A 23613-nucleotide genomic window follows, 5' to 3' on the forward strand; every position below is an offset into this window, starting at 1 on the left:
GCGCGCCGGATCGCGGTCCGCCGGGGCGAGCTGCACGGGGGTGCGCGCTCAGTCCTCCGCGGAGGCGCTGGGCATCTTGGCGCCGATCAGGTCCATCACCGAGGAGTCGGTCAGCGTGGACACGTCGCCCAGCTCGCGGTTCTCGGCGACGTCGCGCAGCAGGCGGCGCATGATCTTGCCGGAGCGGGTCTTGGGCAGCTCGGCCACGACCATGATCTGCCGCGGCGAGGCGATCGGGCCGATCTCCTTGCGCACGTGCTGGCGCAGCTCCGTCACCAGGTCGTCGCCGGAGTCCTCGGCGCCCCCGCGCAGGATGACGAAGGCGACGATGCCCTGGCCGGTGGTCGGGTCGGTGGCGCCCACGACCGCGGCCTCGGCGACGGCCGGGTGGCTGACCAGCGCCGACTCGACCTCGGTGGTGGAGATGCGGTGCCCGGACACGTTCATCACGTCGTCCACCCGGCCCAGCAGCCAGATGTCGCCGTCCTCGTCGAGCTTGGCGCCGTCGCCGGCGAAGTAGGTCTGGTTCCCGTAGCGCGACCAGTAGGTGTCGACGTACCGCTCGTCGGAGCCCCAGATCGTGCGCAGCATCGACGGCCAGGGCTCGGTGAGCACCAGGTAGCCGGTGGCGCCGGGCTCCACCGGCTTGCCCTCCTCGTCGACGACGGCCGCCGAGATGCCCGGCACCGCGCGCTGCGCGGACCCCGGCTTGGTGGCGGTCACGCCGGGCATCGGGGCGATCATGTGCGCGCCGGTCTCGGTCTGCCACCAGGTGTCGACGACGGTCGCGGTCCCCCCGCCGACGTTCTTGCGGTACCAGAGCCACGCCTCGGGGTTGATCGGCTCGCCGACCGAGCCCAGCACCCGCAGCGACGAGGTGTCGAAGGGCTCGAGCTCCTGCGCGCCCCACTTCATGAACGTGCGGACGACGGTGGGGGCGGCGTAGAGGATGGTCACGCCGTACTGCTGGACGATCTCCCACCAGCGGCCGCGGTGCGGGGTCTCGGGGGTGCCTTCGTACATCACCGAGGTGGCGCCGTTGGAGAGCGGGCCGTAGACGATGTAGGAGTGGCCGGTCACCCAGGCCACGTCGGCGGCGCACCAGAACACGTCGGTGTCGGCCTTGAGGTCGAAGGTGCCCCAGTGGGTGAACGACACCTGGGTGAGGTAGCCGCCCGAGGTGTGCAGGATGCCCTTGGGCTTCGCGGTCGTGCCCGAGGTGTACATGATGTAGAGCGGGTGCTCGGCGTCGAAGGGCTGCGCCTCGTGCTCGGTGGACTGGACGTCGACCAGGTCGTGCCACCACTGGTCGCGGCCCTCGGTCCAGTCGACGTCCTGCTCGGTGCGCTTCACGACCAGGACGTGGTCGACGCCGCCGACCTTGGTCAGCGCCTCGTCGACGGCGGGCTTGAGCGCGCTCGGCGCCCCCCGGCGATAGCCGCCGTCGGCCGTGATGACCACGCGCGCGCCGGCGTCCTCGATGCGGGAGGCCAGGGCGTCGGGGGAGAACCCGCCGAACACGACCATGTGGACGGCGCCGATGCGGGCGCAGGCCAGCATCGAGATGACCGCCTCGGGGATCATCGGCAGGTAGATGGCCACCCGGTCGCCGGCCTGGACGCCGAGCGAGAGCAGCGCGTTGGCGGCCTTGCTCACCTCGTCCTTGAGCTGGGCGTAGGTGATGGTGCGGGTGTCGCCGGGCTCGCCGACCCAGTGGTAGGCCACCTTCTCGCCGTTGCCGGCGGCGACGTGCCGGTCGACGCAGTTGGCCGCCACGTTCAGCTCGCCGCCGACGAACCACTTCGCGAACGGCGGGTTGCTCCAGTCGAGCACCTCGTCCCAGGGCTTCGACCACTCGAGGCGCTGGGCGGCGTCGGCCCAGAAGGCCAGTCGGTCGTCGGCGGCGCGCTGGTAGGTCTCGGCGGTGACGTTGGCGTGCTGGGCGAGCTCGGCGGGCGGCTCGAACACCCCGCCGGCCGGGATCTCGTCGGTCAGGCTCTGGGTGTCGCTCATCGGTACCTCCGCTGTCCGGCGTCGGCCGGCACGGACCCGGCGACGCTGCCTCACGGAGAACCCTAGGGCGCACGGCCGGGTCCCGTCAGGTGCCTCCGCAACACCCCGGCAACGCACTGCCGGGCACCCGGTCGGCGGTGCCGTCAGGAGGGGACGTCGGGGCGGGTGAGCTCGCGGTAGGCATCGGTCCAGGCCCGCAGGTCCGCAGCGGCCCGGGCGGCCTCGGCCGCGGCGGAGCCGTGCGCGGCCGGCAGCGCGGCGCTGGCCCGCACCGCGCCGGTCACGTCGGCGACGACAGCGAGGTGGGCCTGCGCGGCCTCGTGCAGCGCGCCGGCCCGGCCGGTGGGGGCGGCGGCCTCGCCGCGCAGGGCCCGGGCCAGCGCGTACCCCTCGTCGGTGAGCTGCGGGAGCACCTCGGGCACGTCGCCGAGGTGGGCCTGCGCCCGCCGGGCCGCGGTCACCTCGCGCTGCAGGGTCATCGACGCCGAGGTGATGCGGGCGGCCAGGGCCGCCGACGCGCGGTCGGCCCGGGCCGGGTTGCGGACGACGGCCACCGCGGTGCCGGCGTACTGCGTCAGCTCGCGACCCCGCCGCAGCGCCGGGCTGGCCTGCACCGCCCGCACCGCGCGCCGGGTGAGCACCACCCCGCCGGCGACGACGCCGGCCACCGCCAGCAGGGCCACCACGACCAGGACGAGCAGCAGCTCCACGACCGACCTCCTCCGCGCCGGCCCGCGCGCGGGACCGGTGGGCACCCGACGGTAGCGCGACCACGGCCGACGCGGCCAGGGGTCGCGGGCGCCACCCGGTCCGGGGCGTCCGGACGGGTCCGTCACGGCTACCCGTAACCTTCCGTCACGGGTGTCGTTGACCGAGCACCCGTCCGCGCCAGCCCGACCAACGGAGGTCGCCGCCGTGCCCCTGCCCCGCCTCGCCCACCACGCCGGTCGCCGGCTGCTCACCACGGGCGCGATCGCCGCGGTCGCCGTCCTCGGCACCCCCGCCGTCGCCTCGGCCGAGACCCCCTCCCTCACCGACAACCCGGTGACCGACGTCCTCGGTGGCCTGACCAGTGGCCTGCCCGGTGGCCTGACCAATGGCCTGCCCGGTGGCGGCACGGACACCTCGGGTGGGGGGACGGTCGTCCCGGCGCTGCCCGGTGGTGGGCTGCCGAGCCTGCCCGGCGCCGGCGGCGGGGGCACCCCGGACCCGACGGCGATCATCTCGGGCGGCGCGGCGTGCGTGCAGGGCCTGGTCACCGGGATCCAGGTGTCGGTCACGGGCCTCGCGAGCGGGTTGACGGAGGCGCTCATCGGTCTGCTGGGCGGTGGTTCGACCGAGACGGCGGTGGCTGCCGACGGCTCGGCCACGACGACCATCCCGATCACCCAGGCGCAGCTGCTGGACCTGCTCGACCTCAGCCCCGAGGCGATCGCCGACCTGTTCGAGAACGGCCAGGAATCGCTGACCATGGCCGTCCAGGTCATCGTCGACGGCGTCACGGAGACGGTGCAGGTGGTCCTCGACTTCGCGAAGTGCTTGGCCGCGCTGGTCCCCGCGCCGGCCGTCCAGCCGACCACGCCGGAGCCGCAGCCGGCCGCGCCGGTGACCACCCCCGCCCCGGTCACCACCAGCCCCGCGCCGGCCCACCCCGTCGCCTACCCCGGCTACGCGCCCACCGGCGGGGACCCCGCCGACGATGGCTGGGGTGTCGAGGCCCTGGTGGGCCTGGGTGCCCTGGGGATGGCCACCGGCGGTGGTGCGCTGTGGCTGCGGGCCCGCCGTGGCGTCGCCGGCTGACCGCGGCACCGGGTCCTCCTCGGGCCTGGTCGTCCTGCTGACGCTCGCCGTCCTGCTGGGCGGCGGCCTCTTCTACGGCTACGGGGGCGGCAGCGACGCCGACCCCGTGCCGGCCACCTCCACCGCCGAGACCCCGCTCGTGCCCGCTGCGCTCAGCGTGCCGGCGATCGGGGTCGAGGCCCCGGTCGAGCAGCGCGGCACGGTGGAGTACACCAACCCCTTCACCGGCCAGCAGGTCGCCGGCTACGGCGTGCCCGAGGACATGGCCGCGACCTCGTGGTGGTCCGACGGGCCCCAGCCGGGGTCGGGTCAGATGGCCGTGGTGCTCGGCCACGACGTCCCGGGGGACGCCCCCGGGGTCTTCGACCGGCTGGGCGACCTGCAGGTGGGCGATGCCGTCGTCCTCACCGACGCGGACGGGGCGCAGCTGCAGCTGCAGGTCATCGAGGCGCCGCTGACCGGGCTGGACAAGTCGACGTCGGCCCTGTCCGACGCGCTCAACGGGCACCCCGAGGGTGCCGACGTGGCGCTGGTCACGTGCGGCGGCGAGTACGACGAGTCGGCCGGGGCCAGCGACGAGAACGTGGTGGTCTTCGCCTCGGTCGTGTAGGTCCCGGTCAGGCCCCGAGCCCGACGACGTCCCCCACCACCCAGACGGCCGGCGGCCGGACACCCTCCGCGGCGATCGTCGCGCCGAGGTCGGCCAGGGTGGTGCGGAACAGTCGTTGGGCGGGGCTCGCGCCGTCGACGACGACGGCGACCGGGGTGTCGGCGGGGCGGCCGTGCTCGACGAGCGCGGCCGCGATCGCCGGCGCGGTCTCGACGCCCATGAGGACGACCAGGGTGCCGCGCAGCCGGCCCACCGACGGCCAGTCGACCAGCGAGGCCGGGTGGTCGGGCGGGACGTGCCCGGAGACGACGACGAACTCGTGCGTCATGCCGCGGTGGGTCACCGGCACACCGGCCAGCCCGGGGACGCCGATGGCGCTGGTCACGCCGGGCACGACCTCCACCGGCACCCCGGCGGCGGTGCAGGCCTCGAGCTCCTCGAAGCCGCGGCCGAAGACGAACGGGTCACCGCCCTTCAACCGCACCACCCGCTTCCCGGCCAGGGCGTGCTCGACCAGCAGGGCGTTGATCTGCTCCTGGGCCATCGACCGCCCGCGGGGCAGCTTCGAGGCGTCGACCACCTCCACGTGCGGGGGCAGCGAGGACAGCAGCGACTGCGGAGCCAGGTGGTCGGCCAGCACGACGTCGGCGGTGGCCAGCGCCTGCCGGCCCCGCACGGTCATCAGACCGGGGTCGCCGGGGCCGCCGCCGACCAGCACGACGCTGCCGCGCCCGTCGCGGGGCCGCCCGACGGTGTCGGGCACGGTGCCGTCGGTGAGCCCGGCGAGGACGGCGTCGCGGATGCCGACGGCGCGCTGCGGGTCGCCGCCGCCGTGCACGCTGACCACGACGTCGCCCTGCCGGCCCACCGCCGGCGTCCACACGCTGGAGCGGGAGCGGTCGTCGGCGCGGGCGCAGAAGATGCGCCGCTCCTCGGCCTCCGCGGCCACCGCCGCGTTCACCGCGGGGGAGTCGGTGGCGGCCACGGCGTACCAGGCCTCGGCGAGGTCCCCGGGGGCGTAGGGCCGGCGCAGCCAGGTCACCGAGCCGGGGCCCACCAGCGCCTCGAGCGCCGGGGTGACCTCGGGGCTGACCACGGTGACGACGGCGTGCGCGTCCAGCAGCCCGGCCACCCGGCGGTGGGCGACCTGCCCGCCGCCGACCACGACGACGCGCTTGCCGGTCAGCCGCAGACCGATCGGGTAGACCGACCCGGACGCCGGGTCGACGGGGGTGGCGGGCATCAGGCCTTCTCGGTGACGCCGGCGGCGTCGAAGGTGGCGACGTCGGCCAGCGCCCGCGCGGCGGCGGCGACCAGCGGGACGGCGAGCAGCGCGCCGGTGCCCTCGCCGAGCCGCAGGTCCAGGCCCAGCAGCGGGCGCAGGCCCAGGTGGCGCAGCGCGAGGGCGTGGCCGGGCTCGGCGGACACGTGCCCGGCGAAGGAGTGCTCGAGCGCGGCGGGGCACAGCGCGGCGGCGACCAGGGCCGCGGATCCGGCGATGACGCCATCGAGCACCACCGGCACCCGCGCGGCGGCCGCGCCGAGCACGAACCCGGCCAGGGCGGCGTGCTCCAGCCCGCCCAGCTCGGCCAGCACGGTCAGCGGGTCGCGGCCGCCGTCCAGCCGGGCCAGGGCGCGCTCGACGACGGCCACCTTGCGGGCCAGCGTGGGGTCGTCGATCCCGGTGCCGCGCCCGGTGGCGTCGTCCGGCGAGGCCCCGGTGAACGCGCAGACCAGCGCGGCCGAGGCGGTGGTGTTGGTGATGCCCATGTCCCCGGTGACCAGGCAGCCGTGCTCGGCGGCCAGCCCGGTGGCCACCTCGATGCCGACCTCGACGGCCCGGCGGGCCTCGTCGAGGGTCATGGCCGGGCCCTCGGCGAGGTCGGCGGTGCCGCGGCGGACGTTGCGGTCGAGGAAGCCGGGGGCGGGGTGCGACGGCGTCGCCACCCCGACGTCCACGACCACGACGTCGGCGTCCAGCGAGGCGGCGAAGGCGTTCACCACGGCCCCGCCGGCGGCGAAGTTGGCCACCATCTGCGCGGTGACCTCCTGCGGCCACGGGGTGACGCCCTGGGCGTGCACGCCGTGGTCGCCGGCGAACACCGCGACGGCGGCGGGTGCGGGCAGCGGTGCGGGGCACACCCCGGCGGTGCCGGCCAGCTGGGCGGCGACGTCCTCCAGGACGCCGAGCGAGCCCGGGGGCTTGGTCATGCGGTCCAGCCGCTCGCGGGCGGCCCGCTCGGCCCCGGCGTCGCGGGGCGCGATGGCGGCGATGGTCTCGTCGAGCAGGCTCATGGTCGCTCCAGGATCTCAGCCAGGGCTGCGGCGAACGCGGCCGAGGTGGCCGGGTCGCGCACGGCGACCCGCAGGTGGTCGGGGTCCAGGCCGGGGAAGGTGTCCCCGCGCCGGACGGCGAACCCGGCGTCGCGCAGCCGCTGCCGCACCCGCTCGGCGCCCGGGACCCGGAGCAGCACGAACGACGAGCGCGGCGTGCCCACGGGGGTGACGCCGGGCGGGAGCAGGTCGAGCAGGGCGGCGCGGTGGTCGGCGAGCTCCCGGGCGTACCCGTCGGTGTCGGCGCCCGCGCAGGCCTCCAGCGCCGCCAGCGCCGGGGTGGAGACGGCCCAGTGCGGTTGGTGCGCGGCCAGCGCGGCGACCAGGTCGGGCGGACCCAGGGCGTAGCCGACCCGCAACCCCGCCAGCCCCCACGTCTTCGTCAGGCTGCGCACCACGAGCAGGCCCGGCAGGTCGCGCCGGCCGGCCAGCGACTGCGGCTGCCCGGGGTCGGTGTCGGCGAACGCCTCGTCGAGCACCACGGTGCGGCCCGGCCGGCACAGCGCGGCGACGGCGTCGGCCGGGTGCAGCACCGAGGTCGGGTTGGTCGGGTTGCCGAGCACGACGAGGTCGGCGTCCTCCGGCGGCGGGGTGAGCAGGTAGGACGGCGGCACGAGCAGGTGCCGGTGCACCGCGTGGCCGTGCGCGCGCAGCGCGGCCTCGGGCTCGGTGAACGACGGGTGGACGACGACCGCGCGCCGGGGCTGCAGGGCCCGGGCGACGAGGGTGAACACCTCGGCGGCCCCGGCGGTGAGCAGCACCTCGTCCTCGGGCCGGCCGTGCGCGGCGGCCACCGCGGCCCGGGCGCGGGCCTGGTCGGGGTAGGCAGCGGACCGCTCGAGCGCCGCGTGCAGCACCTCCCGCAGCCAGGGCGGGGGCGTGCCGGCGCGCACGTTGACCGCGAGGTCGACCAGGCCGGGGACGGCCTCGACGTCCCCGTGGTGGTGGAGGTCGGGCCCCGGCGCCGTCATCGGGCGGCGACGGCGACCGTGACCCGGCCGTGCACCGTCCGCGGCGCGACCAGCGTGCCGCCCTCGACCAGCGCGGCGGCCTCGGCGACCGACGGCGTGCCGAGGGCCGCGGCCACCCGGGCCGAGACGGTGGGCACCGGCACCTGCGCCAACCGGTCGACCGCGAGCCCGACCAGGGTCCACCCGCGGCTCGCGGCCGCGGCCTGCAGGCCGGGTTCGGCGGCCCGGCGGTCGACGGTGGCCAGGGCGGTGACCCGGGCCCCGGGCGGCAGGACGGCGTCGACGGCGGCCAGGACCTCGTCGGCCGGCGTCCCCGGCCGTGCACCCACCCCGACGACCACCTCGACCGCCTCCCTGGCCTCTGATCCGGGCTGGGCGGGGGTGCCGGTCACGAGGGGACCCCGGTGCGGGCGCGGGCGGCGGTGGCCACGAACCGCGACGCCATGTGCGGCGACCCGGCCCAGTTCAGGTGCAGGTAGGAGGCGTGCACCCCGCCCTGCACGAACCCCTCGGGCCCGTCGGCGCTCCACTGCCACGCCGGCGTCGCCCCCGCGCCGGGGCTGGTGCGGGTGCGGTGGAACTCGTGCCCGCGCACCCGCGTGCCGGCCGGGGCCAGCACGCTGTCGGTCATGGCCACGGCGGCCCGGTAACCCAGGGTCAGCCGCGGGTGCATCGCCGCCTCGGCGTCGAGCACCCCGCACATCGGTTCGCCGTCCAGGGCGCTGGCGAGGTAGAGCAGCCCGGCGCACTCGGCCGCGATCGGCGCACCCGTGGCCGCCAGCTCGGCGATCGCCGTCCGCAGGCCGACGTTGGCGGCCAGCGCGGTCGCGTGCACCTCGGGGAAGCCGCCGCCCACCACCAGACCCGCGGTGCCGGGGGGCAGCGACTGGTCCCGCAGCGGGTCGACGGTGACGACGTCGGCTCCGGCGGCGGCCAGCAGCTCGGCGGTCTCGGCGTAGCCGAAGGTGAACGCGGGTCCACCGGCGACGGCGACGACCGGCCGGCCCTCGGTCCGCTCGACCTCGGCGGCCGGGTCCCAGGGCGCGGCGTCGAAGTCGGGGGCGCTGCGGGCCAGCCGCAGGACGGCGTCCAGGTCGACCGACGACCCGACGACGGCGCCCAGAGCGCGCACCGTCCGCACCGCCTCGGCCGACCGCTCGGCGGCGGGCACCAGGCCCAGGTGGCGGGACGGCGTCTCCAGGTCGGCGATCCGGCGCACCGCGCCGAGCACCGGCACCCCGGCCGAGCCCAGCGCCTCGCGCAGGATCGCCTCGTGCCGGTCGGACCCCACCCGGTTGAGGATGACCCCGCCGAGGCGGACGGTGGGGTCAAAGGTGGCGAACCCGTGGACGACGGCCGCGACGCTGCGGGCCTGGGCGCTGGCGTCCACGACCAGGACGACGGGGGCCTGCAGCTGGGTGGCCACGTGCGCCGTGGAGCCGAAACCGGGCTCGACCGAGGGGTGGCTGGCGCCGTCGAACAGGCCCATGACGCCCTCGACCACCGCGACGTCGGCGCCCCGGGCACCGTGCAGGAACAGCGGGGCGATGCGCTCGGAGCCGACCAGCCAGTTGTCCAGGTTGCGTCCGGGGCGCCCGGCGGCGAGGGAGTGGTAGCCCGGGTCGATGTAGTCCGGGCCCACCTTGTGCGGCGAGACGGCCAGTCCGCGGTCGGTGAGCGCGGCGATCAACCCGGTGGCGACGGAGGTCTTGCCCGCCGACGACGAGGGCGCGGCCAGCACGATGCGCGGGACGGTCACCATTCGATGCCTCGCTGGCCCTTCTGGCCGGCGTCCATCGGGTGCTTGACCTTGGTCATCTCCACGACCAGGTCGGCGGCCTCGACCAGCGCCGGGTGGGCGTCGCGCCCGGTGATCACCACGTGCTGGTTGCCCGGCCGGGTGCGCATGGTCTCGACGACGTCCTCGACGTCGACCCAGCCCCACTTCATCGGGTAGGTGAACTCGTCGAGCACGTAGAAGCGGTGCGCCTCGGCGGCCAGGTCTCGCTTGATCTGCGCCCAGCCCTCGGCGGCGTCGGCGGCGTGGTCGGTCTCGTCGCCCTGCTTGCGCGACCACGACCAGCCCGAGCCCATCTTGTGCCAGACCACGGGTCCGCCCTCGCCGGTCTCGGCGTGCAGCCGGCCGAGGGTGGCCATGACGTTCTCCTCGCCGACCTTCCACTTCGCGCTCTTGACGAACTGGTAGACCGCGATCGACCAGCCCTGGTTCCACGCGCGCATCGCCATGCCGAAGGCGGCGGTGGACTTGCCCTTCATGGTGCCGGTGTGCACCGCCAGCAGCGGCCGGTTGCGCCGCTGCTTGGTGGTCAGCCCGTCGACCGGCACCGCGGTGACCTGTCCCTGGGGCATCAGGCAGCCGCCTTCACGTTCTGCACCAGCTCGCCCAGTTCCTCCAGTCGGAGGGTCTGCCCACCCAGGTGCATCCCCAGGGTGTGCGCCAGCCCGAGCTTCACGAACCCGGACTCGCAGTCCACGACCACCGACGCGGTGCCCGCCGCCTGCAGCAGCCCGGCGGCGCGGTGCGCCTGGCCGAGGTGGTCGGTGCCGCGCTCGCCGGTCGCCCGGCCGTCGGTCACCACCACCAGCAGCGGACGGCGCCGCGGGTCGCGCACCCGCTCGACGCGCAGGGTCTCGTGCGCCCGCAGCAGCCCGGCCGCGATGGGGGAGCGCCCGCCGGTGGGCAGGTCGGCCAACCGCGCGGCGGCGGCCTCCACCGACCAGGTGGGCGGCAGCGCCAGCTCGGCGTCGGCACCCCGGAAGGTCACCAGGCCGACCTTGTCCCGCCGCTGGTAGGCGTCGGTGAGCAACGACAGGACGGCGCCCTTCACCGCGGCGACCCGGGTGCGCGAGCCCATCGAGCCCGAGGCGTCGAGGACGAACAGCACCAGGTTGCCCTCGCGGCCCTCGAGCTCGGCCTGCCGCAGGTCGGTGCGGGCCAGCCGCAGCCCGGGGCCGGTGCGGCCGCGCTCGCGCTGGTGCGGGGCGGCGGCGACCACGGTGTCGACCAGGTGCAGGCGGGTCACCGTGCCGGTCGGGCGGGTCGAGCCGACGACCCGCCCGCGCTCGCTGCGTGCCCTGGACCGTCGGCCGGCCACGCCCGCGCCGATGCCGGGGACCTCCAGCCGCCGGGCCCGGAAGGCGGCGTCGGGCGCGACGGCCGCTCGTTCGGGTGCGGCGCCGGCCGGCTGGTCGTCGGCGGCCTGCTCGCCCTCGCCCTCGCCCGAGGGAGGCGAGGGATCCCCTCCCGATCGATCGGCGCCCGACCGGTCAGGAAAGGATCCCGTGCCGTCGCGGAGGGCGCCGTCGCTGGGGGTGCTGTCGCTGGCGGTGCCGTCGGTGGGGTCGTCGTCCCTGCCGCGGCCCTCGGGCGGGGTGGGGTCGTCGTCCGGGTCGGGGCGGGCGTCGTCGAGGGCCTGCTCCAGGGTCTCCTCGTCCAGGCCGGGGGCGTCGAAGGGGTTGCGCCGGCGGCGGTGGGGGAGAGCCAGCCGCGCGGCCACCCGGACGTCGTCCTCGGTCACCTGCTCGCGGCCGCTCCAGGCGGCGTGCGCGATGGCGGCGCGGGCGGTGACGATGTCGGCGCGCAGGCCGTCGACGCCGAAGGCGGCGCACACGGCGGTGACCTGGCCCAGCGCGGCGTCGCCGAGCACCACGCGGGGGAGCAGGGCGCGGGCGGCGGCGATCCGGGCGGCCAGCGAACGCTCCTCGTCGGCCCACCCGGCCTCGAAGCCGGCCGGGTCGGCGTCGGCGGCGAACCGGCGGCGCACCACCTCGGCGCGCAGCGCGGCGTCGCGGGGCGCGGCCACCTCGACGGTGAGCCCGAAGCGGTCCAGCAGCTGCGGGCGGAGCTCGCCCTCCTCGGGGTTCATCGTGCCGACCAGCAGGAACCGGGCCGCGTGCTGCACCGAGACGCCCTCGCGCTCGACGTAGGCCCGGCCCAGCGCGGCGGCGTCGAGCAGCAGGTCGACGAGGTGGTCGTGCAGCAGGTTGACCTCGTCGACGTAGAGCACGCCGCGGTGCGCGGCGGCCAGCAAGCCGGGCTCGAAGCTCTTCACGCCCTCGGTGAGCGCGCGCTCGATGTCCAGCGAGCCGACCAGCCGGTCCTCCGAGGCGCCCACCGGCAGCTCGACGAGGCGGGCCGGGCGCTGCGACGACGGCCCGTCGGCGGGGTGCGGGCCGTCGGGGCAGGCCGGGTCGGGGGCGGCCGGGTCGCAGCCGAACCGGCACCCGGGGACGACGTCCACCGGCGGCAGGACGGCGGCCAGCGCGCGCACCGCCGTCGACTTCGCCGTCCCCTTCTCGCCGCGCACCAGCACACCGCCGACGGCGGGGGAGACGGCGTTGAGCAGGAGGGCCAGCCGCATGTCGTCCATGCCGACGACGGCGCTGAAGGGGTAGACCACGGGTGTGCGTTCCTCTCCCCGGGTGTCCGCGCCCGGAGGTGGCAGGTGGCGACGGCGGCAGTTCCTGGCTCACCCCGGAGGGCTGACAGTGGCGGGACCGCGCCGGAGTTCCACCGGCTTCCTGCACTGCCGTCGCAGTTCGTCGCCAATGAGACCACGCCCGGGGGGTGGCCGGACATCCTGCAGGCTGGCCCAGCCGAGCGACGGGCGGCCACCGTGCACGACCACCGGCCACCCCGGGCGAGTGACTTGACAGATCGGAAAGTGAGCAGACAGACTTTCCGACATGGAAAGAGATGACGCCGCGGCCGCGCTGGCCGCACTCGACGGGGACCGCGCCGCGCTGGCCGACCGGGTGCGCCAGCCCGGCTGGTACGACCCGGCGCTGGGCGTGCTGGTCGGCGGCTTCCTGGCCACCTACTCCTTCAGCTACCCCTGGGTGACGGTGGCCGCGCTCCCGGTGTTCGCCCTCGGCATCGGGCTGCTGGTGCGGGCCTACCGCAGGCACACCGGCCTGTGGGTGAGCGGGTTCCACGGCAGCCCGTCGACCAAGCCGCTCATCCGGCTGTGGGGGCTCGCGTGCGCGGTCGTGCTCGTGGTGGGGCTGGCGGCCGAGTTCCTGCTCGACGTGCCGTACGCGATGGTCGGGGCCGGGGTGCTGCTCGGCGTCGGCGCGGCCCTGCTCAGTCGGCGGTGGACGACGGCCTACCAGCGCGACCTGCGGAGCGGGCGGTGACCGCCGACCGCGAGCGGGCCGCCGCCGACCGTGCCGCTGCCGATCTCGCCGCCCTGGATGCCGACCGGGCCGCGCTCGCCGACCGCGTGGCCCCGCCGCGCTGGTTCGGCCCGGCCCTGGGCTTGCTGCTGTTCGTGCTGGTCGCCTCGAACGCCGTCGACTCGGCCGCGGTGACCGGCGCGGCACTGCTGGTCTTCGGCGTGGGCGTCGCCCTGCTGGTGCGGACCTACCGCAGCCGCACCGGCGTGTGGGTGTACACCCCGCCGAAGCAGATGGCCGGCTGGGCGGTGTTCGTGCTCGCCGTCCTCGTGCCGACCTACGCGCTCGCGCTGCCGTGGCTGTTCGTCGCCGCCGGTGCGGTGCTCGGCGCCGCGATCGCGGTGCTGACCCACCGCTGGACCCGGGCCTGGCAGCGGGAGCTGCGGGAGGGCGTGTGACCGCCGTCGAGCCCCGCTTCGACCAGGTCGTGCACGCCCCGCCCCGGTTGCAGGTGTGCGGCCTGCTCGCCGCCGTCGACGTCATGGACTTCGCCGCCGTCCGCGACGCGGTGGGGGTGAGCGACTCGGTGCTGTCCAAGCACGTCAAGCAGCTCGAGGACGCCGGCTACGTGCAGGTGCGCAAGGCCACCGTCGCCTCCCGCCAGCGCACCTCGCTGTCGCTCACCACGGTCGGCCGGGCTGCGTTCACCGCCCACGTCGCCGAGCTCCGCCGCATCACGGGCGGCTGACCAGCGCGCGTCGGTAGCGGCGCCGGTACACCCGTTGGGCGATCAGCAGGAGCGGGTAGACCGGACGCCACAACCCGCTGCCGGGACGGGTCAGCGACCGCAAGGTCAACCAGACCTGACCGTCGTCCTGCCGGTGGACGACGAATGCTTCCTCGCCGGTCACAGGATGGCCTGGTCGGGTGGCGTAGGCGAAGCCGCGACGGGCGTCGGTCTCCACGACGGCGACCACCCGCACTGGCTCCCGGACGCGGAACGGCCCGACCGCGGCCACCAGGTCGAGATCGGCGCCCTCGCGCACCCGGCCCGGTGGTCGGACGGCGAACCCGCTGCGGGTCTTCACCGCCCACTCCAGCACTGCGCTGGCGTCGGCCCAGGCCTGGTGGCCCCGGCCGATGGCCACGGTCTCGGCGTGCACCCGCCACCCCGGCGCGGCGGGCGACCAGGCGGCGTCGGCGGGACGGGTGCGGCTCGGGCTCACGAGGCCCATCCTCGGTCATCGTCTGCGCACCCGGGCCGGTCTCCGGTCGGTCGGGACCGGGACGGTGACGCGCTCGGCGGTGTCGCCGGCGCATGGCCGGGGCCGCAGGAGCAGAGTGGGCGGCGATGAGCCGCCGGAGCACCCTCGACCTGGTCGGGGTGCTCGTCGCCGCCGCCGCGCTCGCGGTGCTGCTCGACCGGCTGGGTGTGCCCTCCGCGGCGCTGTTCGCGGGGCTCGCCACCGGGCTCGGGCGCGCCCTGCTGGTCGCCCGCCCGGTGACGTTGCCCAGGCAGGGCATGACCGGCGCGCAGGCCGTCGTCGGGGTCTCGATCGGTGCGCTGGTCTCCTTGTCGACGCTGCGGGCCGTGGCGGCCGACTGGCTGCCGGTGCTCGCGGTGACCGTCGGCACCCTGCTGCTCAGCCTCCTCGCCGGCCGGCTCATGGCGCTGCGGCCCGGGGTGAGCCGGGTGACCGGCGCCTTCGCGATGGTCGCCGGGGGTGCCTCGGGGATCACCGTGATGGCCCGCGAGCTGGGCGCCGACGCGCGGATGGTCGCCGTCCTCCAGTACCTGCGGGTGCTGCTGATCGTGGTCACCATGCCGGTGGTCGCGGCGGTCGGGTTCGGCGCGGTCGGCGGCCAGGGGAGCGGAGCGGTGGACGCCGGCCCGGGCGCCTGGGCCGGCGTGCTGTTCACCGTGGTGGGCGTGGCCGTCGGCATCCCCCTCGGGCGCCTGGCCCGGCTGCCGGTGGCCTCGTTGCTCGGCCCGATGCTGGTGGCGGCCACCCTCGACCTGAGCGGCCTCTCCCGCGACGCCGACGTCCCCGCGCTGCTCGAGGCCGCCGCCTTCCTGGTGATCGGCCTGCAGGTCGGCCTGTCGTTCACCCGGGACAGCCTGCGGGTGGTCGGCCGGGCCCTGCCGTTCGCCCTGGTCCTGATCGTCGGACTGGTCCTGGCCTGCGCCGGCCTCGGTGCCGTCCTGGCCGTCACCGCCGACGTCAGCCCGCTCACCGCCTACCTGGCCACCACCCCGGGCGGGCTCTACGCCGTGCTGGCCACGGCCACCGAGAGCGGCGCCGACACCACCGTGGTGCTCGCCGTCCAGGTGCTGCGGCTGTTCGTCATGCTGCTCACCGCGCCGCTGGTCTCCCGCTGGCTGCGCCGCGGCGGGTGAGCCGGCGGCGGCTGCGGCACCGACGCCCGGCTCACCGGTTGCCGCACCGGCGGCCGGGTCACCAGCCGAGCACCCGGCGGGCCTCGGCGGCCACCAGGTCGAAGCGGCGGCGGTCGAGCACGGCTCCCTCCCGGCGGACGTCGGCGGGGTCCACCCGCAGCACCCGGTCGACGCGCACCTCGCTGGGGCGGCCCTGGCGGTCCCAGGCGCCGGTGCCGATGTCGACCCAGTGCCGGCCGTGCCGCGCCTCGTCCGCGGCGTCGCGGTCGTGGTCCTTGCTGGTGAGCATGAACCCGACGAGGTCGCCGTCGGCGCGCCCGGCGACCAGCACCGGGCGGTCCTTGCCGCGGCCGTCGCCCTCCTCGAAGGGCACCCAGGCCCACACGATCTCCCCCGGGTCGGGCCGCCCGTCGTCGCGCGGGGAGTAGGACAGCTCGGCCCGGCCGGTGAAGTCCCCCGCCGGGGACCGTCGGCTGGGTGCCCCCGCCGGGGGCAGCGGCGCGCGACGGACCGGCTCGGACGCCGGTCCCTGCCCGGTCGCGGACCGTCGACGGGGCGATCCCGTACGGGTGGCCTCCCGCGCCACGGTGGACACCACCGTGCTCGCCACCCGGGACAGCACCGACCTCCACCCGTTCGCCATGACCGCGACCGTAGCCGTCCCGGCGCGTCGCGCCGACACGCCGCCGGAACTGGGACGGACGTGAGATCTGTCGCCCGCCGGGGCGATCGGTGCCCACCCAGGGTTGATCCCGGGTCGGCTGGGACATCCAATGGTGCGAGGGCGTGCGCGACGCCCGGACCAGGAGGCTGCCGGGATGACCAGTGCCGAGCCCGTTCGCCCGGCAACCAGCACCGGCCTGTTCGGCACCTCGCGGGTGCGTGCGGTCGACCTGGCTTCCTACCAGCTCGTCGAGGACGCCCGGGGGCGCGCGCCCGAGCACGTGCGCAAGCGGCAGCGCGAGCGGGCCCGCAACGAGCAGGCCGTCGCCGCCCGCCTGGTCGCCCGGGAGTTCGAGCGGGAGTGACCCGTCAGCTCAGCTGAGGCAGAGCTCGTTGCCCTCGGGGTCGGCGAGGGTCACCCAGCTGTGCGGCCCCTGGCTGGCCCGGTGCAGTTCGCGCGCCCCGGCCGCCACCAACCGGGCGACCTCGGCCTCGACGGCCTCGGCGCCCACCCGGACGTCGAGGTGCACGCGGTTCTTCACCGTCTTGGGCTCGGGCACCCGCTGGAACAGCATGCGCGGCATGCCGCCCCCGGGGTGGACGATCGCCGCCCCCTCGGCCCAGACCAGCTCGCCCCGGTGCCGGGTGGTGTCGGACGGCTGGGCGTACCCCGCGGCGAGCATGCGCTCGATGAACGCCTCGTCGCTGGGCTCGCGCTGCCAGCCCAGTGCGTCGGCCCACCAGTCGGCGAGCTCGTGGGGGTCGGTGCAGTCGACCGTGACCTGGAAGGTGTGCGCCATGCCGCACATCGTGGCCCGGGGGTCCGACGGTTCTGCGGCGCGCGGCGTCCGCGGTTAGCGTCCTCGGGTGCCGATCAGCTCGCCCGAGGGCAAGGACTGGACCCGCAAGAAGATCACCGACCTGGCGCCCGCCTCGGTGCTCGACGTCGGGGCGGGGGCCGGCACCTACGCCAAGCTCCTCGCCGACGCCCGGCCGCAGCGCCTGGTGGCGCTGGAGGTGTTCGAGCCCTACGTCGAGAAGTACGGGTTGCGCGAGCTGTACGACGAGGTGCTGCTGGGTGACGCCCGCACCACCGAGCTGCCGGCGGCCGACGTCGTCGTCCTCGGTGACGTGGCCGAGCACATGACCGTCGAGGAGGCCCAGGACCTCTGGCGCCGGGCCGGCGAGGCCGCCGGGCGGGCGGTCTACATGTCGATCCCGATCGTCCACTACCCGCAGGGCGAGCTCGAGCACAACCACCACGAGGTGCACGTGGTCGACGACTGGGACCACGACAAGGTCATGGCTGCCTTCCCCGGCATCACCGACCACTTCCGCGGCGAGGTCGTCGGGGTCTACGAGCGGCGCACGGACTAGAGCTCCTGCGCCAGCTCGGCACGCATCTCGTGGTCGGGCTGGGCGGGGGAGTCCGCCGCGGTGTGCTCGCGCCAGACCTTGCCCATCGGCGGGAACGCCGAGCGGTGCACCTGGGCGCCGGGGTCCCACAGCTTGGCGCGCATGATCGCCTTGGCGCAGTGGAAGTAGGCGCGCTCGACGTCCATGAGCAGCACCGACAGCGGCGGCTTGCCGAACTCGACGAGGTCGAGGTGGGCGGCGAGGTCGGCTGCCGCGGCCAGCCGGCAGCGACCGTAGACCCGCAGCGTCTCCTCGATGCCCGGGACGACGAACATCAGCGCCGCCCGCGGGTTGACCTCGACGTTGTGCAGGCTGTCCAGGCGGTAGTTGCCCTCGCGGTCGGGCAGCAGCAGCGTGTGCCGGTCGAGCACCCGCACGAACCCGGGGACGCCGCCGCGGGGCGAGACGTCGGGGAACCCGTCGGCGTCGGCGGTGGCCAACGTCGCGAACGGCGACAGCTCGATGAACCGCGCGCAGAAGTGGTCGACGTGGTCGATGACCTTGTCCACCGCCCGGGCGTTGGGTGCTCGGTAGTGGTCGAGTGCGCCGTCCATCCCTGCAGCCTCCCCTACGGTGGGCCCTCGTGTCAGTCACCTGGAGCGCGCCGGTCCGGTACAGCGAGTGCGACGACCAGCGGGTGGTGTTCAACGCGAACTACCTGGTCTGGGCCGACGAGGCGTCGAACGCCTGGTGGCCCTCGGTCGGGCTGACCTGGGACCCCGACGGCGTGTGCGGGGTGCAGCCGTTGGTCAAGGCCGCGTCGCTGGAGTGGTCGTCCTCGGCGGTCTGGGGCGACGTGGTCGACGTCCGGTGCGACCTCGAGAGGCTCGGCCGCACCAGCCTCACGCTGGCCTTCGAGGTGCGGGTGGGCGAGCGGCTGTGCTGCGTCGTCCGGTCGACCTACGTGGCCACCCGCGACGGCGTGCCGGTGCCCTGGCCCGACGACGTGCGCACCGCCGTCAGCTGACGCGACGTCATCGCGCAGTCGCCCTGCGGAACCTCCGGCGCGGTGTGTCACGGAGAGCGGCTGGTCCGTTCCCTGTCGTTCACCTCCCGCTCGTCTCGCCCCGGCACGGTCCGGCGACCCTGCTCCCCGGCGATCGGATGCCCGTGCGCTCGTCCCTGCCCCGCCCCGTCGCGTTGCTCGCCACCGCGGCGTGCACCATCTCCGTCCTCGTGCTCGGCGGTGCCTCCCCGGCGTCGGCCGCCCCGACCGGCATCCGCATCAACGAGGTCGACGTCGCCGCCGACACCGTCGAGCTGGTCAACACCGGCACCACCGACGAGGACCTCTCCGGGATGGTGCTGCGCGACGACGACACCCACGGCGTCACCGTGCCCTCGGGCACCGTGCTGGCGCCCGGCGCCTTCCTCGTCGTCGCCACGAAGGACGGGCCGTGGCCCGGGGCGACCTTCGGCCTGGGCAAGGACGACCAGGCCCGGTTGTTCGCCGCCGACGGGACCGCGCTGGACGCCTACTCCTGGACCGTCGACCCCGGGGGCAGCTGGAGCCTGTGCGACGGGGAGTTCCTCGCCGTGCCGAACGCCACCCCGGGCGCGGTCAACGACTGCACCCCCCCCGGTGGTGACCCCGCCGCCGCCGGCGACCAACGACCTGGTGATCAACGAGGTCGAGTCCAACGGCGACGACACCGACTGGGTGGAGCTGGTCAACACCGGCGCCGCCGCCGTCGACATCAGCGGCTACACGTTCCGGGACGACGACGACGCGCGGACCCCGTACACCCTCCCGGCCGGCTCGGTGGTCGAGGCCGGCGGGTTCTTCGTGGTCGACCAGGCGCAGGGGCCCCGGGCGGGCTTCGACTTCGGGCTGGGCAACGCCGACTCCGCGCGGTTGTTCAACACCGCGGGTGCCCTCGTCGCGAGCTACTCCTGGACCCAGCACGCGCTGACCAGCTACGGCCGCTGCCCCGACGGCACGGGGGAGCTGGTCACCACGACCACCACCACCAAGGGCGAGCCGAACGACTGCGGCTCGCCGGTGCGTATCAACGAGGTCGAGTCCTCCGGCGGCACGCCCGGTGACTGGGTCGAGCTCACCTCGATCGGCGCGGCCGACGTCGACGCCTCGGGCTACGTGCTCGCCGACGCCGACGGCAACCGCACGGTGGTGCCCGCCGGCACGGTCGTCGCCCCCGCCGGTCACGTGGCCGTCGACCTCTCCGGTCTCGGCGGCGACGACGCGGTGACGCTGCTGCTGCCCGACGGCACCACCGTCGTCGACACCTACGCCTGGACCTCGCACGCACCCACCACCTACGGGCGCTGCCCCGACGTGACCGGGGAGTTCGAGACCACCACGGCCCCGACCAAGGGCGCGGTCAACGAGTGCGCCGGGATCATCAACCCCCAGCCGTGGCCGGGCGGACCCGACGAGGTCCCGCTCGACGACCCGGACACCTTCGGCGGCGACCTGTCCGGCCTGGACTGGGAGGCCCCCGGGACGCTGTGGGCGGTGCAGAACGGTGACGGCCTGCTCTACCGGATCGTGCCCACCGCCGGTGGCTGGGCCCCCGACGCCGAGTGGACCCTGGGCTACCCCGGCGGCGAGCCCGGCGTGGTCGACGCCGAGGGCGTGACCGTGGCGAACGGCTCCAGCGCCGGCGGGGTCTACGTCTCCAGCGAGCGCAACAACGCGGCCAGCAGCGTGAGTCGCCCCGCCGTCCTCCGGTACGTGCCCACCGGCACCGCTGGCACCCTCACGGCCACCCAGGAGTGGAACCTGGCGCCGGACTTCCCGGGCCTGCCGGCCAACGGCGGCCTCGAGGGCATCACCTGGATCCCCGACAGCCACCTGACCGGCCGCGGGTTCGTCGACCAGCGCACCGGCGCCCCCTACGACTCGGCGCGCTACCCCGGCCACGGCGACGGCCTGTTCTTCGTCGGCGTCGAGGGCACGGCGAGCGTGTACGCCTACGCGTTGTCGACCGACGGCTCCTACGCGCGCGTCGCGACCATCCCCACCTCGTTCGCGCTGGTCGCCGATGTGCAGTTCGACCCCGACCTGGGGGCGCTGTGGGTCGTCTGCGACGAGGCCTGCGGCGGCCGGACGGCGCTCTACGACATCGGGGACGACGGTGCCTTCGCCCCGGTCGCGGTGTTCGACCCGCCGGCCGATGCCGACCCGGGCCTGGCCAACGAGGGGTTCGCGATCGCCGGTGGGTCCACCTGCGCCGACGGGTTCCGGGCCACCTTCTACGCCGACGACGCCGACACCGACGGCTTCTCGTTGCGGACCGGCACCTTCCCCTGCCCCGAGCAGCCGGGCACGGAGCACCCGGGCACGGAGCAACCGGGTACGGGCCAGCCGGGCGTGCAGCAGCCGGCGCCGGGTGCGCACCCGGGCGCCGGACCGAAGCCGGTGGTCACGACGCCCACGGCCGGGACGCCCACGACCGGCAGCCCCCGTCCCGCGGCGCTGGCACAGACCGGCGCGGAGCTGGGTGGCTGGGTCGCCCTGGCCGCAGGGCTGCTGGTCGCCGGCGGCGCCACCCTGCTGCTGGGGCGCCGCCGGCACGGCTGAGGGAGTGGCCGCACGTCTCGACGGTGGCCGGCCCGTGCCGAGGCCGGCCACCCTGCGGGACGTGCGGCCACCCCGGCCGCGGGCCTCAGCCCAGCAGCTCGAGCGTCCGCGGGTCCGGGCCGTCGTACCACTGCGCCAGGACGGCGGGGAACCGCGGCTCGTCGGGGTCGGCGGCCGCGAAGAGCGTCATCGACGAGCGCAGCTTGAGGTCGTCGGGGTACCCGAGCACCGCCGACGCCGTCGTGCCGGTCAGCCCGAGCAGGACGTCGCACGCCTCGCGCAGCCGGGGCCCCAGCACCGGGTGGGCCAGGTAGGCGCGGGCCTCGGCGAGGTCGGCGATCGCGTAGCGGCGCGCGGTGGGGGAGGACCCCAGCCCGTCGAGCTGCGGGAAGACGAACCACATCCAGTGCGTGCGCTTGCGCCCGGCGCGCAGCTCGGTGAGGACGACGTCCCGCACGTCGTCCTGGGCGTCGAGGAACCGCTGCAGCTCAGCCACGTCGTGCTCGCCGTCGATCACGGACCCCAGGACAGCCGGGCCCGGCGTGCCGCGCGCACAGGTCCGTGATCATCGGGGTGGGGCCGGGGCGCCCGGGGGTAGCAGCGGCAACCCGGCCGGCGCACCCTGCTCGATGAGCCGCCACAGCGCGTCGGTGTCGGCGTGCTCGGTGACCAGGTCACCCAGGGCGTCCAGCCGCGCCTCGCGCACCGCGGCGAAGTCGGTGTCGGGGGCGACGGTGAACCGGCGTCCGGCAGTGGTGGCGACGTCGTCCAGGAAGGCCCGGCGGAACCCGTCGTTCTCCAGCGCGCCGTGCCACGTCGTCCCGCTGACCGCGCCCACCCGGACGCCGTCCAGGAACGGCTCGCCGCCGTCGGGGGTGACCACCCCGTGGTGGATCTCGTAGGCGGCCACCGGGTGGCCGCGCCAGGCGCCGCTGGGCCGGGCGAGGGTCTTCTCCCGGGCGAACACCACGTCGGTGGGCAGCAGGCCGAGACCGTCGACCGAGCCGGCGCGGGACTCGACGTCGTCGGTGATCGTGCGGGCCAGCATCTGGTGGCCGCCGCAGATGCCCAGCACCGGTCGGCCCTCGGTGGCCCGCCGGGCGATCGCGGTGTCCAGCCCGCGCTCGCGCAGCCAGGCCAGGTCCGAGACGGTGGCCCGGGTCCCGGGCAGCACCACGAGGTCGGCGTCGGCGAGCTCGGCGGGGGTGGTCGCGTACCGCACCAGGACGCCGGGCTCGGCGGCCAGCGCGTCCAGGTCGGTGAAGTTGGACAACCGGGGGAAGCGGACCACCGAGACCCGCAGCACGTCCTCGCCCACCGGGGGGAGTGCCGGGCCGCGGTCGCCGTCCAGGTCGAGGGAGTCCTCGACGTCCAGCCAGAGCCCGGGCACCCAGGGCAGGACGCCGAGGGTGGGCCGGCCGGTGAGGTCCCGCAGCTGGTCGAGGCCGGGGGCCAGCAGCCGGGGGTCGCCGCGGAACTTGTTGACCAGGAACCCGGCCACCAGCGCCTGGTCGCCCGGTGGCATGAGCGCGACCGTGCCGTAGAGCGCCGGGAACACCCCGCCGCGGTCGATGTCGCCGACCACCACCACCGGCAGCTGCGCCGCGGTGGCCAGGCCCATGTTCGCGATGTCGGTGTCGCGCAGGTTGATCTCGGTGGGGGAACCCGCGCCCTCGCAGACCACGACGTCGAACCGGCGGCGCAGCTCGGCCAGCGACGCCATGACCTGCTCGAACAGCTGGGCCTTCAGCCCCCGGTAGCTCATCGCCGTCACGTCGGTGACGGCCTTGCCGAGGACCACGACCTGGCTGGAGCGCTCGCCGCCGGGCTTGAGCAGCACCGGGTTCATCGCGGCCTCGGGCTCGACCCGCGCGGCCGCGGCCTGGAACACCTGGGCCCGACCGATCTCGGCGCCGTCGACCGTGACGCCCGAGTTGTTGCTCATGTTCTGCGCCTTGAACGGCGCCACGGACACGCCCTGGCGCACCAGCCAGCGGCAGATGCCGGCGGTGACGACCGACTTGCCGGCGTCCGACGTGGTGCCGGCGACCAGCAGCGCGCCGCTCACCAGCCGGACTTCTCCTGGCCCGACAGGCCGTGGATGGCCTCCATGACCCGGTCGGTGACGACCCGGCGGGCGGGGCCCCGGCGGGCCTGACCGCGCTGCTCGGGGAAGGTCAGCGGCTCGCCGAAGGTGATGTGCACCTTGGCCGGGCGGGGCCAGGGGGCGTCGACCGGCTGGACCTTGTCGGTGCCGTGCACCGCGACCGGGACGACGGGGCAGTCGGCGGTCAGCGCCAGCCAGGCGACCCCGGTCTTGCCGCGGGCCAGCTTGCCGTCGCGCGAGCGGGTGCCCTCGGGGTAGATGCCGAAGGCCTCGCCCTCGTTCAGCGCGTCCAGCACGGTGTCCAGCGCCGCCTGCGCAGCGCGCTGCGAGTCGCGCTCGACCGGGCGGGCACCCAGGGCGGTGAACACCGTCTTGGTGAGCCAGCCCTTGAGGCCGCTGCCGGTGAAGTACTCGGCCTTGGCGAGGTAGCCCACCTTGCGCGGCGCCATGAGCGGGATCGCGATCGAGTCGATGAACGACAGGTGGTTGCTGGCCAGCAGGACCGGGCCGCTGCGGGGCACGCGCTCGGCGCCGACCACCGTCGGCCGGCACATGAGGATGAACAGCGGCCGCAGCACGAACCTGGCGAGGAAGTAGAACACCGGCCGATCAGTCCTTCCG

At 75.7% G+C, this 23613-nt stretch carries 27 protein-coding genes, 1 pseudogene and 1 riboswitch; of the genes and pseudogenes, 11 read left to right on the forward strand and 17 right to left on the reverse strand.

What is annotated here, in order from left to right; all coding sequences use genetic code 11:
* Positions 1–48: 48 nt before the first annotated feature.
* Positions 49–2013 carry an acetate--CoA ligase gene (gene acs / locus TEK04_RS12300; protein ID WP_336404630.1) on the reverse strand — a complete coding sequence of 655 codons (1965 nt, stop codon included), beginning with the start codon at positions 2011–2013 and terminating at the stop codon, positions 49–51.
* 143 nt (positions 2014–2156) lie between these two features.
* Positions 2157–2723, reverse strand: a complete 567-nt coding sequence (locus tag TEK04_RS12305; protein ID WP_336404631.1) for a hypothetical protein — start codon at positions 2721–2723, stop codon at positions 2157–2159.
* A gap of 205 nt (positions 2724–2928) precedes the next feature.
* On the opposite strand from TEK04_RS12305, the gene TEK04_RS12310 reads away from it, so the two are divergent.
* Together TEK04_RS12310 and TEK04_RS12315 are read left to right on the forward strand one after the other, a co-directional pair.
* Positions 2929–3813, forward strand: coding sequence for a hypothetical protein (locus TEK04_RS12310; protein WP_336404632.1), 885 nt, complete (start codon positions 2929–2931; stop codon positions 3811–3813).
* The gene (locus tag TEK04_RS12315; RefSeq protein ID WP_336404633.1) at positions 3797–4423 is read left to right on the forward strand and encodes a class F sortase; all 627 of its coding nucleotides are present in this window, start codon (positions 3797–3799) and stop codon (positions 4421–4423) included. The genes TEK04_RS12310 and TEK04_RS12315 overlap by 17 nt, the downstream gene beginning before the upstream one ends.
* A 7-nt stretch (positions 4424–4430) precedes the next feature.
* On the opposite strand, the gene cobA is transcribed toward TEK04_RS12315, so the two are convergent.
* Genes cobA through TEK04_RS12350 form a run of 7 tightly spaced genes read right to left on the reverse strand, consistent with a single transcriptional unit; the run spans position 4431 to position 12149 of the window.
* The gene (gene cobA / locus TEK04_RS12320) at positions 4431–5666 is read right to left on the reverse strand and encodes a uroporphyrinogen-III C-methyltransferase (protein WP_336404634.1); all 1236 of its coding nucleotides are present in this window, start codon (positions 5664–5666) and stop codon (positions 4431–4433) included.
* The gene (gene cobT, locus TEK04_RS12325; RefSeq protein WP_336404635.1) at positions 5666–6718 is read right to left on the reverse strand and encodes a nicotinate-nucleotide--dimethylbenzimidazole phosphoribosyltransferase; all 1053 of its coding nucleotides are present in this window, start codon (positions 6716–6718) and stop codon (positions 5666–5668) included. Before cobT ends, cobA begins: the two co-directional genes overlap by 1 nt.
* Entirely contained in the window at positions 6715–7728 is a 1014-nt protein-coding gene (cobC, locus tag TEK04_RS12330) for an Rv2231c family histidinol phosphate aminotransferase CobC (protein ID WP_336404636.1), read from the reverse strand. Before cobC ends, cobT begins: the two co-directional genes overlap by 4 nt.
* Entirely contained in the window at positions 7725–8120 is a 396-nt protein-coding gene (locus TEK04_RS12335) for a cobalamin biosynthesis protein (RefSeq protein ID WP_336404637.1), read from the reverse strand. Before TEK04_RS12335 ends, cobC begins: the two co-directional genes overlap by 4 nt.
* Positions 8117–9490 (reverse strand): cobyrinic acid a,c-diamide synthase CobB, encoded by a 1374-nt coding sequence (locus TEK04_RS12340; RefSeq protein WP_336404638.1) that lies wholly within the window; start codon positions 9488–9490, stop codon positions 8117–8119. The genes TEK04_RS12335 and TEK04_RS12340 overlap by 4 nt, the downstream gene beginning before the upstream one ends.
* Positions 9484–10098 (reverse strand): cob(I)yrinic acid a,c-diamide adenosyltransferase, encoded by a 615-nt coding sequence (gene cobO / locus TEK04_RS12345; RefSeq protein WP_336404639.1) that lies wholly within the window; start codon positions 10096–10098, stop codon positions 9484–9486. The genes TEK04_RS12340 and cobO overlap by 7 nt, the downstream gene beginning before the upstream one ends.
* Entirely contained in the window at positions 10098–12149 is a 2052-nt protein-coding gene (locus tag TEK04_RS12350; protein ID WP_336404640.1) for a putative cobaltochelatase, read from the reverse strand. The genes cobO and TEK04_RS12350 overlap by 1 nt, the downstream gene beginning before the upstream one ends.
* 38 nt (positions 12150–12187) lie before the next feature.
* Positions 12188–12306: riboswitch (cobalamin riboswitch) on the reverse strand.
* A gap of 129 nt (positions 12307–12435) precedes the next feature.
* On the opposite strand from TEK04_RS12350, the gene TEK04_RS12355 reads away from it, so the two are divergent.
* The 3 genes from TEK04_RS12355 to TEK04_RS12365 are packed head-to-tail and all read left to right on the forward strand — an operon-like array spanning position 12436 to position 13612.
* Positions 12436–12885, forward strand: a complete 450-nt coding sequence (locus TEK04_RS12355; protein ID WP_336404641.1) for a hypothetical protein — start codon at positions 12436–12438, stop codon at positions 12883–12885.
* Complete coding sequence (locus TEK04_RS12360) at positions 12882–13322, forward strand: hypothetical protein (protein ID WP_336404642.1); 441 nt, start codon at positions 12882–12884, stop codon at positions 13320–13322. The genes TEK04_RS12355 and TEK04_RS12360 overlap by 4 nt, the downstream gene beginning before the upstream one ends.
* Positions 13319–13612, forward strand: coding sequence for a transcriptional regulator (locus TEK04_RS12365; RefSeq protein ID WP_336404643.1), 294 nt, complete (start codon positions 13319–13321; stop codon positions 13610–13612). The genes TEK04_RS12360 and TEK04_RS12365 overlap by 4 nt, the downstream gene beginning before the upstream one ends.
* Here the strand turns inward: TEK04_RS12365 and TEK04_RS12370 are convergent.
* Positions 13599–14090 (reverse strand): DUF1990 domain-containing protein, encoded by a 492-nt coding sequence (locus TEK04_RS12370; protein ID WP_336404644.1) that lies wholly within the window; start codon positions 14088–14090, stop codon positions 13599–13601. The two genes, TEK04_RS12365 and TEK04_RS12370, sit on opposite strands and share 14 nt — an antisense overlap.
* A gap of 125 nt (positions 14091–14215) precedes the next feature.
* Between TEK04_RS12370 and TEK04_RS12375 the strand changes: the two genes are divergently transcribed.
* Positions 14216–15262, forward strand: coding sequence for an AbrB family transcriptional regulator (locus tag TEK04_RS12375; protein ID WP_336404645.1), 1047 nt, complete (start codon positions 14216–14218; stop codon positions 15260–15262).
* 58 nt (positions 15263–15320) lie between these two features.
* On the opposite strand, the gene TEK04_RS12380 is transcribed toward TEK04_RS12375, so the two are convergent.
* Entirely contained in the window at positions 15321–15905 is a 585-nt protein-coding gene (locus tag TEK04_RS12380) for a type II toxin-antitoxin system PemK/MazF family toxin (RefSeq protein ID WP_336404646.1), read from the reverse strand.
* Positions 15906–16080: 175 nt separating this feature from the next.
* Between TEK04_RS12380 and TEK04_RS12385 the strand changes: the two genes are divergently transcribed.
* Positions 16081–16290 carry a hypothetical protein gene (locus tag TEK04_RS12385; RefSeq protein WP_336404647.1) on the forward strand — a complete coding sequence of 70 codons (210 nt, stop codon included), beginning with the start codon at positions 16081–16083 and terminating at the stop codon, positions 16288–16290.
* Positions 16291–16299: 9 nt separating this feature from the next.
* On the opposite strand, the gene TEK04_RS12390 is transcribed toward TEK04_RS12385, so the two are convergent.
* On the reverse strand, positions 16300–16725 hold the full coding sequence (locus TEK04_RS12390; RefSeq protein WP_336404648.1) for a VOC family protein: 426 nt from the start codon (positions 16723–16725) through the stop codon (positions 16300–16302).
* Between the two features lie 67 nt (positions 16726–16792).
* Between TEK04_RS12390 and TEK04_RS12395 the strand changes: the two genes are divergently transcribed.
* Positions 16793–17302, forward strand: a complete 510-nt coding sequence (locus tag TEK04_RS12395; RefSeq protein ID WP_336404649.1) for a class I SAM-dependent methyltransferase — start codon at positions 16793–16795, stop codon at positions 17300–17302.
* On the opposite strand, the gene TEK04_RS12400 is transcribed toward TEK04_RS12395, so the two are convergent.
* Positions 17299–17895, reverse strand: a complete 597-nt coding sequence (locus TEK04_RS12400) for an MSMEG_1061 family FMN-dependent PPOX-type flavoprotein (RefSeq protein WP_336404650.1) — start codon at positions 17893–17895, stop codon at positions 17299–17301. The genes TEK04_RS12395 and TEK04_RS12400 overlap by 4 nt on opposite strands.
* 29 nt (positions 17896–17924) lie before the next feature.
* Here TEK04_RS12400 and TEK04_RS12405 point away from each other — a divergent pair, with 29 nt between their 5' ends.
* The gene (locus TEK04_RS12405; protein ID WP_336404651.1) at positions 17925–18308 is read left to right on the forward strand and encodes an acyl-CoA thioesterase; all 384 of its coding nucleotides are present in this window, start codon (positions 17925–17927) and stop codon (positions 18306–18308) included.
* Between the two features lie 47 nt (positions 18309–18355).
* Here TEK04_RS12405 and TEK04_RS12410 read toward each other — a convergent pair whose 3' ends face one another.
* Complete coding sequence (locus tag TEK04_RS12410; protein WP_336404652.1) at positions 18356–18667, reverse strand: hypothetical protein; 312 nt, start codon at positions 18665–18667, stop codon at positions 18356–18358.
* Here TEK04_RS12410 and TEK04_RS21375 point away from each other — a divergent pair.
* A pseudogene (locus TEK04_RS21375) lies at positions 18602–18769 on the forward strand (lamin tail domain-containing protein); the annotation flags it as partial. The gene TEK04_RS12410 and the pseudogene TEK04_RS21375 overlap by 66 nt on opposite strands.
* Before the next feature lie 157 nt (positions 18770–18926).
* Complete coding sequence (locus TEK04_RS12415; RefSeq protein ID WP_336404653.1) at positions 18927–20885, forward strand: lamin tail domain-containing protein; 1959 nt, start codon at positions 18927–18929, stop codon at positions 20883–20885.
* 85 nt (positions 20886–20970) lie between these two features.
* Here TEK04_RS12415 and TEK04_RS12420 read toward each other — a convergent pair whose 3' ends face one another.
* The 3 genes from TEK04_RS12420 to TEK04_RS12430 all read right to left on the reverse strand — a co-directional run bounded on the left by TEK04_RS12420 (position 20971) and on the right by TEK04_RS12430 (position 23594).
* The gene (locus TEK04_RS12420) at positions 20971–21381 is read right to left on the reverse strand and encodes a DUF1810 domain-containing protein (protein ID WP_336404654.1); all 411 of its coding nucleotides are present in this window, start codon (positions 21379–21381) and stop codon (positions 20971–20973) included.
* Between the two features lie 69 nt (positions 21382–21450).
* A complete protein-coding gene (locus TEK04_RS12425) occupies positions 21451–22953 on the reverse strand; it encodes a cobyric acid synthase (protein ID WP_336404655.1) in 1503 nt (500 codons plus the stop codon).
* Complete coding sequence (locus TEK04_RS12430; protein ID WP_336404657.1) at positions 22950–23594, reverse strand: lysophospholipid acyltransferase family protein; 645 nt, start codon at positions 23592–23594, stop codon at positions 22950–22952. The genes TEK04_RS12425 and TEK04_RS12430 overlap by 4 nt, the downstream gene beginning before the upstream one ends.
* Positions 23595–23613: the final 19 nt, after the last annotated feature.

It is taken from the genome of Klenkia sesuvii, from assembly GCF_037083825.1.
In the GTDB taxonomy this organism is placed as follows: Bacteria; Actinomycetota; Actinomycetes; order Mycobacteriales; family Geodermatophilaceae; genus Klenkia; species Klenkia sesuvii.